Consider the following 16567-nt stretch of genomic DNA (forward strand, 5'->3'; position numbering starts at 1 on the left):
ATGCCAGCAAAAGAAAAAACGTTTGAAGAATCATTAAATGCCTTAGAAGAAATCGTTCAGCGCTTAGAACGAGGAGATGTCCCTTTGGAAGAAGCCTTAGTTGCCTTTCAAGAGGGCATGGCATTAAGTAAACAATGTCAAGATACATTGGAAAAAGCGGAAAAAACTTTAACGAAAATGATGACAGAAAACAATAAAGAAATTGTTTTTGAAGAGAGCGAGGAAGCGTAATGACGAATTTTAGTCAACAGCATTTACCGTTGGTTGAAAAAGTCATGGTCGATTTTATCGCAGAATATACTGAAAATGAGCGTTTGAAAGAAGCAATGCTCTACTCAATACACGCAGGTGGCAAACGATTACGCCCGCTATTAGTGCTAACAACAGTGGCCGCTTTTCAAAAAGAGATGGAAACACAAGACTATCAAGTGGCTGCCTCTTTAGAGATGATTCATACGTATTCATTAATTCATGATGATTTACCAGCAATGGATGATGATGATTTACGTCGTGGCAAACCAACCAATCACAAAGTGTTTGGTGAAGCGACTGCCATTTTAGCAGGGGACGGCTTATTAACAGGCGCATTTCAGTTACTTTCTTTGAGCCAATTAGGCTTAAGTGAAAAAGTTTTACTGATGCAACAACTGGCAAAGGCAGCGGGGAATCAAGGCATGGTTGCCGGCCAAATGGGTGATATTGAAGGAGAAAAAGTCAGCTTGACTTTAGAAGAGTTAGCGGCTGTTCATGAAAAGAAAACCGGAGCGCTAATTGAATTCGCCTTAATTGCTGGGGGCATATTAGCCAATCAAACAGAAGAAGTCATTGGTTTACTGACACAGTTTGCGCATCACTATGGCTTGGCTTTTCAAATTCGTGATGACTTATTAGATGCCACAAGTACAGAAGCAGATTTAGGTAAAAAAGTAGGCCGAGATGAAGCGTTGAATAAAAGTACGTACCCAGCTCTTTTAGGGATTGCTGGCGCGAAAGATGCGCTAACACATCAATTAGCAGAAGGTAGCGCTGTTTTAGAAAAAATCAAAGCAAATGTTCCCAATTTTTCAGAAGAACATTTAGCAAACTTGTTAACTCAGTTACAATTGAGATAGAAAGAAGGCACTTATGAAAAAAGAACGCGTCGATGTCTTGGCGTTTAATCAAGGACTATTTGAAACACGAGAAAAAGCAAAACGCAGCGTGATGGCTGGTTTGGTTTACAATGATAAAAATGAACGTTTAGATAAACCAGGGGAAAAAATTTCTGTGGAGACACCCTTACATACTAAGGGCCAAGTAATGCCTTATGTTTCTCGTGGGGGCTTAAAACTAGAGAAGGCACTAAATGTTTTTGCAATCAACGTTCAAGGCAAAACAATGCTAGATATTGGTTCCTCCACAGGTGGTTTTACCGATGTCGCTTTACAAAATGGGGCTCGTTTGAGTTACGCTTTAGATGTTGGCTATAACCAACTAGCATGGAAAATTCGGCAAGATGAACGCGTGGTGGTAATGGAACGTACCAACTTTCGCTATAGTAAACCTGAAGATTTCACCGAAGGGGTGCCGGATATTGCAACGATTGATGTTTCCTTTATTTCATTACGCTTAATTTTGCCACCTCTTCATGATATTTTGAAAAAAGGCGGTAGTGTGGTGGCGTTAATTAAGCCACAATTCGAAGCTGGCAAAGAGTTTGTTGGGAAGAAAGGAATCGTGCGTGATCCAGAAACCCATCAAATGGTTGTGGAAGAAATCACACGCTTTGCCATGAATAACGGTTATGATGTGAAAAACTTAGATTTTTCACCAATCACTGGTGGCGAAGGAAACATTGAATTTTTGGCACATTTAGTTTCTGTTGATGGGGAAGGATCCTATCAAGCGACAGAATCCATTGAAGAAGTTGTCGCGCATGCGCATCAAAAATTAGTGGAATGATGAGAAAAGTTAGAAGAAAGAAGTGGACGCCTACGGGTGAAAGCTTCTTTTTTGTATAAATCTAGTAATTCATCTTTTAAAATGCATAAAAATAAGCTATGATGAGGGCAAGAGTAAACTGAAAAGGAGAGCGGCGCCATGAGAAAGCAAGATAGACACCGTTTAATTACACGTTTATTGACTGAAAAAAATATTCAAAAGCAAGAAGATTTTGTCAACTACTTACAAGAAAAGGGCGTAGCTGTAACACAAGCAACAATTTCTCGCGACATTAAAGATATGAAACTGATCAAAGTTCCATCTGCAGAAGGGGGTTATCGGTATAGCCTTCCATTAGAAACACAAGCTAATACGAGTGCTAAACTTGCAAAGCTTTTAAAAGATGCCTTTGTAGCTGCAGAACAAATGGAAAAATATGTCGTATTACGAACCATTCCTGGCAATGCGGCGGCGTGTGGTAGTTTAATCGAAAAGAATTACCAAGAGAAACTTTTTGCCGTCATCAACGATGATGATAGTGTTCTCATGATTGCGCGAACTGAGGAAGCAGCAGAAAAACTTCATAAAGAGCTGTTAAGCTATCTATAAAGAATGAGGTGAACAAGATGTTACAAGAACTTTCCGTGAAAAATTTTGCGATTATCTCTTCGTTACAATTAGAGTTTCAAATGGGTATGACCGTTTTAACGGGAGAAACGGGTGCGGGGAAATCCATCATTATTGATGCAATGGGATTACTCACAGGCGGACGCGGCTCCAGTGACTATATTCGTCAAGGAGCAAATAAATGCACCTTAGAAGGACTTTTTTCAATGCCGAAAAGTCAAGAATTAAAGCAATTATTAGAAGAATTAGGTATTGAAACAGAAGAAGATTCTTTAGTGATTCAACGAGATATTTCCGCTTCTGGTAAAAATGTTTGCCGTGTCAACGGACGGATTGTCAACATTACTAATTTAAAAAGAATTGGGGAATATTTAGTAGATATTCATGGCCAAAACGAACATCAAGAATTGATGCAAAGTGAACGCCATATTGATATGTTAGATGAATTTGGTGGGAAAAAACTTTTAGCAGTCAAAGAAAAATATACACAGGCGTATCAAGAGTATCGCGCACTCGAAGCCAAAGTCAGAAAGCGACAAAAAAATGAAAAAGAATTTGCCCAAAGAATGGACATGCTTCATTTTCAAAGTGATGAAATTGCTAGTGCACAGTTAGTCGCTGGCGAAGAAGAACAATTGTTAGAAGAACGCAATAAACTGAACAATTTTCAAAAGATTGCTGATGCACTGACGATTAGTTATGCCGCGCTAAATGGTGAAGACGATAGTAGTTTGGATAAAATCGGAACAAGTATGAATGAACTCGCTTCGATTGAATCCCTTGATCCAGAATATAAATCATTGTCAGATACTGTTCAAAATGCTTACTACTTACTACAAGAAGCCAGTGGAGATCTTTCTAGGTTAATTGATGGCTTAGAACTAGACGAAGGTCGCTTGAATGAAGTAGAAAATCGTTTGGAATTAATCCGTCAAATGAAACGTAAATATGGCGATTCAATCGAAACGATTTTATCTTACTATGAAGAAATCACCAAAGAGTTAGCAGAGGCTGATTTTTTGGAAGGTGGTACAGGTGACTTAGAAGCGTTGCTTGCAGAGAAACAACAAGCGGCTCATCAACAAGCGTTAGCTTTACGAAAAGAACGAAAGCGCCTAGCCAAAGAGCTCGAACAACAAATTTTAACCGAATTAAAAGAACTATATTTGGAGCGAACTGAATTTGAAGTCCGCTTTACAGAACTTGAGCATTTACAAGAAAATGGCTTAGACGGAGTAGAATTTTATATTACTACTAACCCAGGGGAACCATTAAAACCGTTAGTTCGGGTGGCTTCTGGCGGAGAACTTTCGCGAGTGATGCTGGCTATGAAAACAATCTTTTCTCAAACGCAAGGGATCACTAGTATTGTTTTTGATGAAGTAGATACAGGAGTCAGTGGCCGAGTAGCACAGGCGATTGCCGATAAAATTTATCAAATTTCAGAAAATTCGCAGGTGTTGTGTATCACGCACTTGCCACAAGTGGCGGCCGTTGCCGATGAACATTATTTTATTGAAAAAGAAATCGTGGCGGGTCGGACAGAAACAAGCGTCCGAATTTTATCTGAAAAAGAGCGAGTAAACGAAATTGCGCGTATGCTCGCAGGAAGTGAAATTACGAAATTAACCATTGAACATGCACAAGAGCTGTTGGCGATGGCGAAAAAATAGCCGCTCTATTTGAGTAAGTAAAAAAAACAGCCCCTTCAATTGATAGAAGGGGCTGTTTTTTTTACTTTTAATGTGTGAAAAAGTTCTCCAGTTTAAAGACTAAGAATCGCTGTTAAAACAGTTGAACCTACAATTGCGATCAGCATTAGCCAAACCACGACTTTCGTGATTTTTGAAAAGCGACTTTGTTCTTTGTCGTTCATAAATGACACGTCCTTTTTAATTTCTGCTAATAGTGTACAACCTTTTCCTGAAAACAGCAACCTAAAGTTATAAGAGATTCTTTTTCTTTAAAATTCGAATACTAATTATGCAGATTAAGGTAGTGATGGCAAAAATAATCCAAAAGGAATATTCATGCTCTGCAAAAGGGAGTTTCACATTCATGCCGTAAATTCCTCCGATGATGGTTGGAATGGTCAGGACAATTGTTAAGGATGTTAAAATTTTCATGACATTATTTAAGTTATTTGAAACGATTGCTGAAAAAGTATTACTAATGTTATCAACTAATTTTAGTTGTATTTTAGTCGTATTCAGTCCTTGTTCTAGTTCAATCAGAATATCCCTTAAAAATGGCAAATGTTTTTCTGGATGATTAAAAATTTCAGCGCTATATAAACGTTTTAATACTTTTAAATTATCCGTTAAAGCTGCTTCGAAATAAACTAGACTTTTTTGAATGTCCATAATCTGATACAATTGACTATTTTCTGTGGCTACTTGGAGCTCTCCTTCAAGTTTGTTGGTTTGTTGGATAAGTGCTTGTAAGTTTTTATTGAAGGAAAGGGCCATCTTCCATGAAAGGGCTAAAATTAAGGCCTTCTCAATAGAAAGATCTTGATGGGTGAACGCCTCTTTTTGGATCCCATGAACGATGTCGTTAGGCCCATTGCTAACAGTAATTAGTTTGTTATCGACGGTTGCGATTAAAGCAATCGGCACCGTTTCTACTTGCAGATAGCCACTAGGACTGATACTAGCTTTGGGATAACGAAATAAAAGTAACGTAGGCGTTTGTAATTTTTCGTGGCGGAAACCTTCCACTCGAGCATTTTCTTCATCATCTAAAACGCCGGTAAGATAATCTGTTGGTAAGTGGTATTGATTGACGAGACGCTCGATTTCTTCTTCTGTAGGAGATTCTACCGAAATCCAACTTAGGGCTTCATCGTCTGGTGAACAAGGTTCAAAATAGTCATTTTTCAATAATAAATAATTAATCAAAAGATTCACCCCGAATCAACATTTTTTGTTCTAAATCCATTATAATAGAAGTATGACACAATACGAGAAGAAAAGCTTATAAAAAACATTCAAAAATAAGTGGCCGCGATAGGTGAGGCCTCGTTTTGAAAATGGTTTGATAAGTAATCCGTTTTTTATATGAAAAAGCAAGCAAAAAGGGCTTTTAGCACATATATTTAAACGAAATGAAACATCTGTGTAACGTTGATGAAGTATAGTTATAGCAGGTGGAATGAAAGGATTTGTTGAGAGAATGGTGTCGTTTTCGGCAATAATGTTATTTTGGTATATTTTTCCGGTAATTGTGCTCTTTGCATGCAATTTTCTCGTGTCCACTTTTTCCCTAACGGAACGTTGGAAAATAAAAGCACCGGATTTGGCCATTCCGTTTTTATTCATAGGGATCCATGAGTTATCCAAAGATAGTTATGATGAATCGATTATGCCGTATTTTGTGATTTCTATTTTGTTATTAGGAGTCGCTGTTGCCCTGTTTCAAGCTTATTATTATGGAGAGATTTTATATAGACGATATTTCAAGATGTTTTGGCGGTTGACGTTTTTACTAACGTTTGTGTTGTATGTGTTGCTTATCTTGCTAAATATCAGTCATTATCTACTGTAATAAAGCGTGGAGACAATAGGGGAAATACGCTGTGGGAAAATGTCCCCCACAACTCCCCACTCCGTGGGGTTTTTTTGTTATTTGTGGGGTTATTTTATAAAAAACATAGTAAAAACCTTGTTATAATAACATTTTTTGTTGGGTGATGCTTGTTACATAAAACCCTGTAAATATTACAGAAATTTTAAATAACAGTTAAAAAATAGAAGTTTTTAGATTTATAGTGGTAGAAAGTGGTGGGATGTGGTAGACTTGTTCTATCAAGTGGAAAAGCGGGTGTATTGGCTATGCTTATGGGTGAATACCAACATAATATCGATGCCAAAGGCCGCCTAATCGTTCCATCAAAGTTTCGTGAGGAACTTGGTGAAAAATTTGTGGTAACGAGAGGGATGGATGGCTGTTTATTTGGTTATCCTTTAAATGAATGGTCACAACTTGAAGCAAAACTTCAAGAAATGCCCTTAGCTAAGAAAGATGCACGTACCTTTGTACGATTCTTTTATTCCGCTGCAACAGAATGTGAGATTGATAAGCAAGGTCGTATCAATATTCCGGCGAATTTACGAACACATGCCAGTTTAGAAAAAGGCTGTGTTGTTATCGGCGTCTCTAACCGAATTGAAATTTGGAGTGACGAACGTTGGCATGCATTCTCTGATGAAGCTGAAGAAAACTTTGATGAATTAGCAGAAACAATGATTGATTTTGGATTTTAGGAATGAGGCAAATGATGACTGAAGAATTTCGCCATTACACCGTTCTTTTAAAAGAAACAGTGGATGGATTACAAGTGAAGCCGGATGGCGTATACGTAGATTGCACACTCGGTGGTGCCGGACATAGTGAATACTTACTGACACAATTGAATGAGCACGGTCATTTATATGCCTTTGATCAAGACCAAAAAGCGTTGGCACATGCTAAGACTCGTTTGCAGAAATATGTAGACAAAGGTCAAGTGACCTTCATCAAATCAAATTTTAGAAATATTAAAGAAGAATTGGCAGAACACGGGGTGTTCCATGTTGATGGGATTCTATACGATCTAGGTGTTTCTTCACCACAATTAGATGAAGCGGAACGTGGTTTTAGCTATCATCAAGACGCGCCCTTAGATATGCGCATGGATCAAGACGCACCCTTGACGGCTCGCGAAGTGGTGAATACGTATAGCTATAGTGAGTTAGTAAAAATTTTCTTTCGTTATGGGGAAGAGAAATTTTCGAAACAGATTGCTCGAGAAATTGAACGTGTTCGTGAAAAGCAGCCAATTGAAACAACAGGTGAACTTGTTGAGATTATTAAGACGGCGATTCCAGCTCCAGCAAGACGCAAAGGTGGACATCCTGCAAAACGAATTTTCCAAGCAATTCGCATTGCCGTTAATGATGAATTAGGGGCAGTTGAAGAGTCGCTAGAACAAGCAATTGATTTGCTAGCGAAAAATGGCAGAATCAGTGTGATTACGTTCCATTCGTTAGAAGATCGTATTGTTAAAACAATGTTTAAAGAATACAGTACGGTACAAGATTTGCCACCAGGCATTCCAGTGGTACCAGAAGAATTTCAACCAGAATTAAAAGTAATTACTAGAAAACCAATTTTACCAAGTGACAGTGAGTTATCTGAGAATAATCGTTCACGAAGTGCGAAGTTACGCATTGCCGAAAAAATAAAATCTAGATAGAGAGAGGGGTAGACACATGGCTGAATTGAAGAAAGTAAATGATTTCCATTATGAAGCACCAGAAATGGATCAGCCAACTGTGGCAACAGAGCAAGACAGAAAAATGCAAGAGGAAACACTACCTGTCCCCACTCTATTACCCAAAAAGAAACTAAAAAATGTCTCTTTACTAGAAAAATTAATCGGTGTTGTATTAGTTTGTGCAACGATTGGTATTGCAATTGCGACAATTCAAGTAAGAACGACAATTGTCCAAACCATGAACGATATTACAGAAACACAAGCAGTCATTAAAGAAAAGGAAGATAACGCTTTGAAATTGGAACAAGAAAGAAGCGAACTTTCTAAATCAGATCGAATCAAAGATGTCGCTAAAAAACAAGGACTAGAAAATAACGGCGACAATGTTAGGACTGTTAAATAATGAGTAAAAGACATAAATTTAAACAATTCATGAAAAAGAAAAACTTAAATCCGATGAACAATCGTAAAAAAGTAGGCATCATTTTATTCGCTACGAGTATTGGATTGTTCTTTTTATTTGCCTTTAGAACGACATACATTGTGGCAACAGGCAAAGTAGCAGGTGTATCACTAAAGGAAAAAACAGCTTCTCTATATGAAGGAAGCCAAGTGGTAAAAGCTAAGCGAGGATCAATTTTAGATCGATATGGTAATCCAATCGCAGAAGATGCTACTTCCTATTCGTTATATGTCGTATTATCAAAAAAATATACGGGACAAAATAATGAAAAGCTATATGCGGAGAAAAAAGACTTTGATGATATTGCTGAAATTTTAGCGAAATATACCAAACTAGACAAAAAAACAGCATTGAAATACTTGAATAATGGGATCCATGAAGATGGGTCAACACAATATCAAGTGGAGTTTGGTACGGGTGGTCAAAACATCACCTTGGAAACACGGCAAAAAATTGAAGCAGATTTGAAAAAGAAAAAAATTTCAGGTGTTTATTTCAATGAACATCCAGCCAGATTATATCCCAATGGGCAGTTTGCTTCTCACTTTATTGGCTATACAAAAGCAGCCAATCCAGATGATGATAAAGAAGGCTTAGTAGGCGCGATGGGACTAGAACAGGCCTATAATGATATTTTAAGCGGAACCGATGGCCGTGTGTATTTTGAAAAAGATATTTACGGTAATGCCTTACCAGGAACTGTGGCGGAAGAGAAAAAAGCAGTGGATGGTCAAGATATTTACACAACGCTAGATAGTCGCTTGCAAAATACCTTAGAAGATTTGATGACGCAAGTTAATGAAAAATATGAACCAGTTTCCATGACTGCTATGTTAATGGAAGCAAAAACAGGCGAAATTGTTGCCATGTCTCAACGGCCAACATTTAATCCTGAAACGAAACAAGGATTAGACAATAATGGCACGTGGCAGAACCTATTGGTTGAAAGTCCGTATGAACCTGGCTCAACGCTTAAATTATTTACGTCGGCGGCTGCTATTGAGCAAGGATTGTTTAATCCAAATGAATCATTTAACCGTATAGGTGGTATCACTGTTGGTGACACCACGATTAACGACCATGATGTCGGCAATTTAAAAGACAAAACGTCTTTAACTTATCGTCAAGCTATCTCTTGGTCTAGTAATATCGGAATGGTGAACTTGGAACAACGAATGGGTGGCGACAAGTGGGTCGAATATTTGAAAAAATTTGGGTTTGGTTCAAGCACACATTCAGGTTTAACTTCAGAACACACTGGGAAACTTCCAGATAATAATATTGTTGATCGGGCCAATTCAGCTTTTGGTCAAGGGATTACGGTTACTAATTTCCAAATGATGAAAGGTTTCTCAGCTATTGCAAATGACGGTTCAATGTTGCAACCTCATTACATCAGCAAAATTGTTGACAAAAATACAGGAAAAGAAACGATTACGGAACCACAAATCGTAGGAACCCCAATCAAAGCGCAAACAGCTCAACAGATTCGTACGTACATGATTGATACTGTTGAAGACCCGACTTACGGGATTGCGTATGATATTTATAAAGTACCAGGCTATCATGTTGCTGCCAAAACAGGAACTGCCCAGATTTCAGATGGTAAAGGGTACGTTGATGGAGCAAGTCAAGTCTTGTCTTCTGTAGTGGAAATGGTCCCAGCGGATAATCCTGAATATGTTTTGTATATTACACTTAGACAAGCAAAATCAGGTTCGCCTTCAGAAGCAATGGCGGCAATTGCAAACCCATTAATGAAATTAGCGTTAGACATTAAAGAGACAGATCCGGAAACAACGAAAGTAGCTTCTGATAAAGTCACAGTTGCTGATTATAAAAACATGACACCAGCGGAAGCGTTGGCCAATGCCAAAGTGAACGGGGTTGATCCTGTGATTATCGGCGATGGTGAAAAAATCAAGAAACAATCAACGCCGTCTGGTCAAACATTAATGCCTAATCAAAAATTGATTTTGATCACAAATGGAACAAACTATATGCCTGATTTAACCGGCTGGTCGAAGAGCGATGTTACCAAGTTTGGTGATCTATTAGGTTTGACTGTCGAGTTTAAAGGTGAAGGCTATGTGACGAAACAAAGTATCGCTGCTGAAACTGAAATTACGGAGAAAAAATTAACCGTGATTTTAGAAGGCACAGAATAATAACGTAGAATAATTAGGAGAGATAACATGGAGTGGACACAGATTTTTATTCCCATAGTGGTGAGTTTTGCCATTACAGTGAGCGTAATGCCACTATTCATTGGCTATTTTCAAATGAAAAAACAAGGGCAGGTTACTCGTGAAGATGGCCCAACTTGGCATAGCGTGAAAACAGGTACCCCTACAATGGGGGGAGTCGTTTTCCTTGTAGCCAGCTTGATTACTTCATTAGCAATGGGGTTGTTTTTCCACCAATTTACGCCGTCTCTACTAATTATTCTATTTATTTTAGTATTATACGGTTTGCTAGGTTATTTAGATGATTTCATTAAAGTCTTTAAAAAACGGAACATGGGCTTGAATTCTCGTCAAAAATTAATTGGTCAAATTTTTGGTGGGTTGGTTTTCTACTTTGTTTATCGAAGTGAAGGCTTTTCAGAAACCTTAGATTTGTTTGGAGTAGCAGAAGTTCCGTTAGGTATTTTTTATGGCGTGTTTATTATTTTTTGGTTAGTCGGTTTTTCTAATGCCGTGAACTTGACAGATGGAATTGATGGCTTGGTTGCTGGTTTAGGAACAATTTCATTTGGTACTTATGCAATTATTGCCTGGAAACAACAACAATTTGATGTTGTGATTATCTGCCTAAGTGTGATTGGTGGGCTGATTGGCTTTTTCCCTTATAATAGAAAACCAGCAAAAATCTTCATGGGTGATGTTGGTTCATTAGCATTAGGTGGATTGTTAGCAGCAATTTCAATTATTTTGCATCAAGAATGGACGCTACTTTTAATTGGACTTGTCTACGTTTGTGAAACAGCAAGTGTTATTTTACAAGTTGCTTCATTTAAATTATTTGGTCGACGGATTTTTAAAATGTCACCAATTCATCACCATTTTGAAATGTGTGGTTGGTCTGAATGGAAAATTGATTTTGTCTTTTGGTCTGTCGGTTTAATCTGTTCAGGAATCACATTATGGATTCTTTTCTAATCTATCAAAGGGGAAATTGACAATGAAAAAAATAACAACCTATCAAAACAAAAAAGTGTTGGTTTTAGGACTAGCTAAAAGTGGTGTCAGCGCAGCGAAACTCTTACATGAGTTAGGTGCGCTCGTTACCGTTAATGACGCAAAACAATTTGATCAAAACCCTGACGCCCAAGATTTATTAACCTTGGGTATTCGTGTTGTTACAGGGGGGCATCCAATTGAATTGTTGGATGAAGAATTTGAACTAATCGTTAAAAATCCTGGTATTCCTTATACAAATCCACTTGTGGCAGAAGCACTAACTCGGAAAATTCCTATCATAACTGAGGTGGAATTAGCAGGTCAAATTGCCGAATGTCCAATTGTCGGCATTACGGGCACCAATGGTAAAACAACCACGACCACGATGATTGGTTTACTGCTAAACGCTGACAGAACGGCTGGTGAGGCACGTTTGGCGGGAAATATTGGTTTTCCAGCGAGTACGGTGGCTCAAGAAGCAACGGCCAAGGATGATCTTGTGATGGAACTTTCTAGTTTTCAGTTAATGGGAATTGAGACGTTTCACCCACAAATTGCAGTAATTACAAATATTTTTGAAGCACACTTGGATTATCATGGTTCGCGGAAAGAATATGTTGCTGCAAAATGGGCCATTCAAAAAAACATGATCGTAGAGGACACCTTGATTTTAAATTGGAATCAAGTAGAGCTTCAAACGTTAGCCAAAACCACAGCTGCCAACGTATTGCCTTTTTCAACGAAAGAAGCAGTAGAAGGGGCTTATCTTTTAGATGGGAAATTATATTTCAATGAAGAATATATTATGCCCGCCGATGAGCTAGGGATTCCTGGCAGTCACAATATTGAAAATGCACTCGCAGCGATTTGTGTAGCTAAATTAAAAAATGTATCGAATGCTCAGATTAGACAAACTTTGACAAACTTTTCAGGCGTTCCCCATCGAACGCAATTTGTTGGCGAAGTTCAGCAAAGACGTTTTTATAACGATTCAAAAGCAACCAATATTTTAGCTACAGAGATGGCGTTAAGTGGGTTTGACAACCAAAAGCTACTTTTACTTGCGGGTGGCTTGGATCGCGGTAACTCATTTGATGAATTGGTTCCTGCTCTGCTGGGACTCAAAGCAATTGTTTTATTTGGAGAAACCAAAGAAAAATTGGCGGAAGCTGCTAAAAAAGCGAACATTGAAACAATTTTATTTGCTGAAAATGTTCAAACGGCGGTTACCATTGCCTTTGATTATTCGGAAAAAGATGATACTATTTTACTATCACCTGCTTGCGCAAGTTGGGATCAATACCCGAATTTTGAAGTACGCGGGGAAGCCTTTATGCAAGCTGTTCAACAATTAAAAGAAAGTGAAATGTGAGAAAATGAAGATACTAGTAACTGGTGGTGGCACAGGTGGGCATATCTATCCTGCGTTATCCTTCGTCGAACACGTCAAAAAAGAAGCACCTGCAACAGAATTCTTGTATGTGGGAACAGAAAATGGTCTAGAAAGTCAAATTGTGCCAAAGGCGAAAATTCCATTTAAAACGATTAAAATTCAAGGATTCAAGCGTTCGCTAAGTCCTCAAAATTTTAAAACAATTTATTTATTTTTAACAAGCATTAATAAAGCAAAAAAAATTATTCGTGAATTTCAACCAGATGTGGTCATTGGTACAGGCGGTTATGTTTCTGGTGCAGTAGTTTATGCGGCCCACCAATTGAAAATACCGACAATTATTCATGAACAAAATAGTATCCCCGGAATGACAAATAAATTTTTAAGTCGTTATGTGGATAAAATTGCGATTTGTTTTCCAGATGTCGCTAGTTTTTTCCCGAAAGAAAAAACAATTTTAACAGGGAACCCGCGGGGACAAGAAGTCGTAACGGTGGAAAAGTCAGCTATTTTATCAGAGTTTGGCTTGGATCCAGCAAAGAAAACGGTGGTTTTATTTGGCGGAAGTCGTGGCGCCTTGAAAATCAATCAAGCGTTTGAACAGGCCTTTCCTTTGTTTGAAGAGAGAGAGTATCAAGTTTTATACGCTTCAGGAGAAAGATATTATCAGGAACTTCAAGAAAGTCTAAAGCTTTCTGAAAAGAAATTGACAAACATAAGTGTGCAACCGTATATTGATAAAATGGTTGAAGTGATGGCTAATACCGATTTAATGGTGGGACGTGCAGGAGCAACCTCAATTGCGGAGTTCACCGCATTAGGATTACCAGCAATTTTAATTCCGAGTCCTTACGTCACGAATGATCATCAAACGAAAAACGCGCAAAGCTTAGTAAAAGTTGGTGCTGTTGAAATGATTCCAGATGCAGAATTGACCGGCGCTCGTTTAGTTGCGGCAATTGATGATATTTTATTAAACAATGAAAAAAGACAACAGATGGCAACGGCGTCCAAAGGGGAAGGCATCCCAGATGCAAGTGATCGTTTGTATCAAGTTGTGAAAACGTTAGTCTGAGATAGGAGGTGTGGAAGATTAGTAACGAGAACGATATATTCAAAAAAAGAAAACCATTACCTCCAAAAAAATCGGAAGAGTCTCAACCTGAACTGACACCTTGGCAAAAACAAAACCAAGAATATTTGAAGAAGCAAGCGGAAGAAGCTGCTTCAAAAGGTGAAAACGAACAAGCAGAAGTCACCATCACTTTACAAGAACAAAGTCAAGAAGAGCCTCAACAACATCTTCCACAAGAAACAGTGGAAGAAGAGGAGCATTTTGCAGATCGTTTACCGAACGTTAAGAAAACACGGAACAAGCGCTTATACAGGCGTTTAGCCTTTATTTTAACTTGTTTAGGGACAGCCATTTTAGTGGCATTGTATTTTGTTTCGCCTCTTAGTCGATTGAGTGAAGTAACAGTTTCAGGTAACAAAAGTGTGGAGAGCCAAGCGATTATTCAGCAGTCAAAACTTGAAACGGGTAGTGGCTTATGGGAGCAGTATTCAAATAGAAATTATTTTTCTGCAAATATTCAGAAAAAGTTTCCAATTATAAAAAAGGCGAACATTAAGTTAAATGGTATTAATTCATTTAAAATTGATATTCAAGAGTATCAAATTGTCGCTCTTGCTGCGACTAAAGGCGGCTATCATCCGATTTTAGAGAATGGTAAAACTTTGGCGGAAACCACCAAGGCTGCTGAAAGTGGCAAACCAATTTTTGAGAATTTCAAAGAGGATAAATTAATCTCTGAATTAATGGCCTCTTACAACAAATTACCTCAAGAAATTAAACTAGGAATTTCAGAAATTAAATATGCACCATCAAAAACCAATAAAGACTTGATTAATGTCTATATGAATGATGGAAATCGAGTGATTGTTAATATTTCTGATTTAAGTGAAAAAATGGCTTATTATTCACAAGTAGCCGAGCAAATGGACAAACCTGGAATCGTTGATATGGAAGTCGGCATTTTTTCTTATCCGTATGAAAAAGAAAGTGAAGAAACGGGCAGTGAAGTTTCCGAAGATTCAGCGGCTGAAAATCAAGAAGTTGTGGACCCAAATGCAGGCGTAGCAACGGATGAAGCGAATAACGGTACGCCGACAAATGGAGAAAATCAAGAAGTGCAACAAGCAGAATAAGTTTTTTACAAAAATGTTTCAAAAATTAACGAACAAATTCGTATAATCTGCTTTCTAAAACCCCCATTTTTATGGTAAAATTGGAAGAAGTGAATAATACTAAAAAAGAGATAGTTAAACGGACGCCTTTGTCCGCTTAGATATTGGAATTAATAGGAGGAGGAATTCCGTTCATGGCAAAAACAGGAATGTATGTAGGCCTCGATATTGGTACAACTTCTGTCAAAGTAGTTGTCGCTGAATATATTGAAGGTCAAATGAACATCATCGGCGTTGGAAATGCAAAATCAGACGGTTTGAATCGAGGGATTGTCGTCGATATTGATCAAACAGTTCAAGCAATCCAACGGGCCGTTCGACAAGCCGAAGAAAAAGCCGGCATTCAAATTAAAAGCGTAAATGTTGGATTACCAGCGAATTTATTAGAAGTAGAAAGCTGTCAAGGAATGATAGCTGTTAGCAGTGAATCAAAAGAAATTACAGATGAGGATGTGCGCAACGTCGCATCTGCAGCTTTGGTTCGTTCAACTCCTCCTGAACGTCAAATTGTTGCAATCTTACCGCAAGACTTTACCGTCGACGGCTTTGAAGGCATCAAAGACCCACGTGGAATGCTTGGCGTTCGCATGGAGATGTTTGGCGTTGTCTATACTGGACCAAAAACAATCATCCATAACATCCGTAAATGTGTTGAAAAAGCTGGCTTAGGAATTAACGAATTAGTGATTACACCGCTTGCTTTAACAGAAACAATTTTAACAGATGGCGAAAAAGACTTTGGAACAATTGTCATTGATATGGGTGGCGGTCAAACAACGACATCTGTTATCCACGACAAACAATTGAAATTTACTCATGTTAACCAAGAAGGCGGCGAGTTCATCACGAAAGATATCTCAATCGTATTGAATACTTCTTTTAACAACGCCGAAGCCTTAAAAATTAATTATGGGGATGCTTATCCAGAAAGAACTTCAGCAAACGAAGAGTTTCCTGTTGATGTTATCGGTAAGTCAGAGCCTGTAAGAGTGGACGAACGTTACCTTTCAGAAATTATTGAAGCGCGTGTGGAACAAATTTTGAGAAAATCAAAAGAAGTTCTGGATGAAATTGATGCGTTTGAATTACCTGGAGGCGTTGTATTAACTGGTGGCGCCGCTAGTATGCCAGGTATTGTCGATTTGGCGCAAGAGATTTTTGAAGCCAACGTAAAACTATACGTACCAAATCACATGGGCTTACGTAACCCAGTCTTTGCTAATGTCATTAGCATTGTGGAATATTCAGCGCAACTAAACGATATTTATCACATTGCCAAATATGCAATCCCTGGTGAAAAATCGAAACCAGCACAATCAGTCGCTGTCCAACAAGAAGTTCGCTATGACACATATGCTGAACAGCCTCAAGAAGAATACGAAGAATTCAACGAACGTGAGTCTGGTGAAAAAGTGACAGGCAAAATCAAAGACTTCTTCTCGAACATTTTCGACTAATCACACAAACAGGAGGATACG

The 16567-nt window shown here is 38.2% G+C and carries 17 protein-coding genes; 15 read left to right on the forward strand and 2 right to left on the reverse strand.

The annotated features are described in order from the left end of the window. The 5 genes from IGK70_RS04290 (at window position 1) to recN (ending at window position 4220) form a co-directional block, all read left to right on the forward strand. Window positions 1–231 carry an exodeoxyribonuclease VII small subunit gene (locus IGK70_RS04290; protein WP_002364628.1) on the forward strand — a complete coding sequence of 77 codons (231 nt, stop codon included), beginning with the start codon at window positions 1–3 and terminating at the stop codon, window positions 229–231. Next, entirely contained in the window at window positions 231–1112 is an 882-nt protein-coding gene (locus IGK70_RS04295) for a polyprenyl synthetase family protein (RefSeq protein ID WP_002371528.1), read from the forward strand. Before IGK70_RS04290 ends, IGK70_RS04295 begins: the two co-directional genes overlap by 1 nt. 13 nt (window positions 1113–1125) lie before the next feature. Then, the gene (locus IGK70_RS04300) at window positions 1126–1941 is read left to right on the forward strand and encodes a TlyA family RNA methyltransferase (RefSeq protein ID WP_002383397.1); all 816 of its coding nucleotides are present in this window, start codon (window positions 1126–1128) and stop codon (window positions 1939–1941) included. Between the two features lie 138 nt (window positions 1942–2079). Then, window positions 2080–2529 carry an arginine repressor gene (locus IGK70_RS04305; RefSeq protein ID WP_002358881.1) on the forward strand — a complete coding sequence of 150 codons (450 nt, stop codon included), beginning with the start codon at window positions 2080–2082 and terminating at the stop codon, window positions 2527–2529. 17 nt (window positions 2530–2546) lie between these two features. Then, complete coding sequence (gene recN / locus IGK70_RS04310; protein WP_002386195.1) at window positions 2547–4220, forward strand: DNA repair protein RecN; 1674 nt, start codon at window positions 2547–2549, stop codon at window positions 4218–4220. A 92-nt stretch (window positions 4221–4312) separates the two neighbouring features. Here recN and IGK70_RS04315 read toward each other — a convergent pair whose 3' ends face one another. Both IGK70_RS04315 and IGK70_RS04320 read right to left on the reverse strand, forming a co-directional pair. Beyond that, window positions 4313–4423 carry a DUF4044 domain-containing protein gene (locus IGK70_RS04315; RefSeq protein WP_002383399.1) on the reverse strand — a complete coding sequence of 37 codons (111 nt, stop codon included), beginning with the start codon at window positions 4421–4423 and terminating at the stop codon, window positions 4313–4315. A 67-nt stretch (window positions 4424–4490) separates the two neighbouring features. Further along, window positions 4491–5456 (reverse strand): magnesium transporter CorA family protein, encoded by a 966-nt coding sequence (locus IGK70_RS04320; protein WP_002386196.1) that lies wholly within the window; start codon window positions 5454–5456, stop codon window positions 4491–4493. Window positions 5457–5700: 244 nt separating this feature from the next. Between IGK70_RS04320 and IGK70_RS04325 the strand changes: the two genes are divergently transcribed. From IGK70_RS04325 to ftsA, 10 genes are all read left to right on the forward strand, one after another. Further along, a complete protein-coding gene (locus tag IGK70_RS04325) occupies window positions 5701–6093 on the forward strand; it encodes a DUF3397 domain-containing protein (RefSeq protein ID WP_002383401.1) in 393 nt (130 codons plus the stop codon). 233 nt (window positions 6094–6326) lie between these two features. Continuing rightward, entirely contained in the window at window positions 6327–6812 is a 486-nt protein-coding gene (gene mraZ / locus IGK70_RS04330) for a division/cell wall cluster transcriptional repressor MraZ (RefSeq protein ID WP_002383402.1), read from the forward strand. 14 nt (window positions 6813–6826) lie between these two features. Further along, window positions 6827–7783 carry a 16S rRNA (cytosine(1402)-N(4))-methyltransferase RsmH gene (gene rsmH, locus IGK70_RS04335; RefSeq protein ID WP_002355891.1) on the forward strand — a complete coding sequence of 319 codons (957 nt, stop codon included), beginning with the start codon at window positions 6827–6829 and terminating at the stop codon, window positions 7781–7783. A gap of 16 nt (window positions 7784–7799) precedes the next feature. Continuing rightward, window positions 7800–8207, forward strand: a complete 408-nt coding sequence (ftsL, locus tag IGK70_RS04340; RefSeq protein WP_002358883.1) for a cell division protein FtsL — start codon at window positions 7800–7802, stop codon at window positions 8205–8207. Then, window positions 8207–10435 (forward strand): penicillin-binding protein, encoded by a 2229-nt coding sequence (locus IGK70_RS04345; RefSeq protein ID WP_104855485.1) that lies wholly within the window; start codon window positions 8207–8209, stop codon window positions 10433–10435. The genes ftsL and IGK70_RS04345 overlap by 1 nt, the downstream gene beginning before the upstream one ends. A 27-nt stretch (window positions 10436–10462) precedes the next feature. Then, the gene (mraY, locus tag IGK70_RS04350; protein ID WP_002366386.1) at window positions 10463–11428 is read left to right on the forward strand and encodes a phospho-N-acetylmuramoyl-pentapeptide-transferase; all 966 of its coding nucleotides are present in this window, start codon (window positions 10463–10465) and stop codon (window positions 11426–11428) included. 22 nt (window positions 11429–11450) lie between these two features. Then, window positions 11451–12821 carry a UDP-N-acetylmuramoyl-L-alanine--D-glutamate ligase gene (gene murD / locus IGK70_RS04355; RefSeq protein ID WP_104855484.1) on the forward strand — a complete coding sequence of 457 codons (1371 nt, stop codon included), beginning with the start codon at window positions 11451–11453 and terminating at the stop codon, window positions 12819–12821. Between the two features lie 4 nt (window positions 12822–12825). Next, window positions 12826–13917: an undecaprenyldiphospho-muramoylpentapeptide beta-N-acetylglucosaminyltransferase gene (murG, locus tag IGK70_RS04360; protein ID WP_002355896.1), complete on the forward strand. Its 1092-nt coding sequence runs from the start codon at window positions 12826–12828 to the stop codon at window positions 13915–13917. Window positions 13918–13925: 8 nt separating this feature from the next. Beyond that, a complete protein-coding gene (locus IGK70_RS04365; protein WP_220421760.1) occupies window positions 13926–15050 on the forward strand; it encodes a cell division protein FtsQ/DivIB in 1125 nt (374 codons plus the stop codon). Window positions 15051–15223: 173 nt separating this feature from the next. Then, window positions 15224–16546, forward strand: a complete 1323-nt coding sequence (ftsA, locus tag IGK70_RS04370) for a cell division protein FtsA (protein ID WP_002355898.1) — start codon at window positions 15224–15226, stop codon at window positions 16544–16546. The last annotated feature ends 21 nt before the right edge of the window (window positions 16547–16567 follow it).

This window comes from Enterococcus sp. DIV0358 (assembly GCF_051713465.1).
Taxonomy (GTDB): domain Bacteria; phylum Bacillota; class Bacilli; order Lactobacillales; family Enterococcaceae; genus Enterococcus; species Enterococcus faecalis.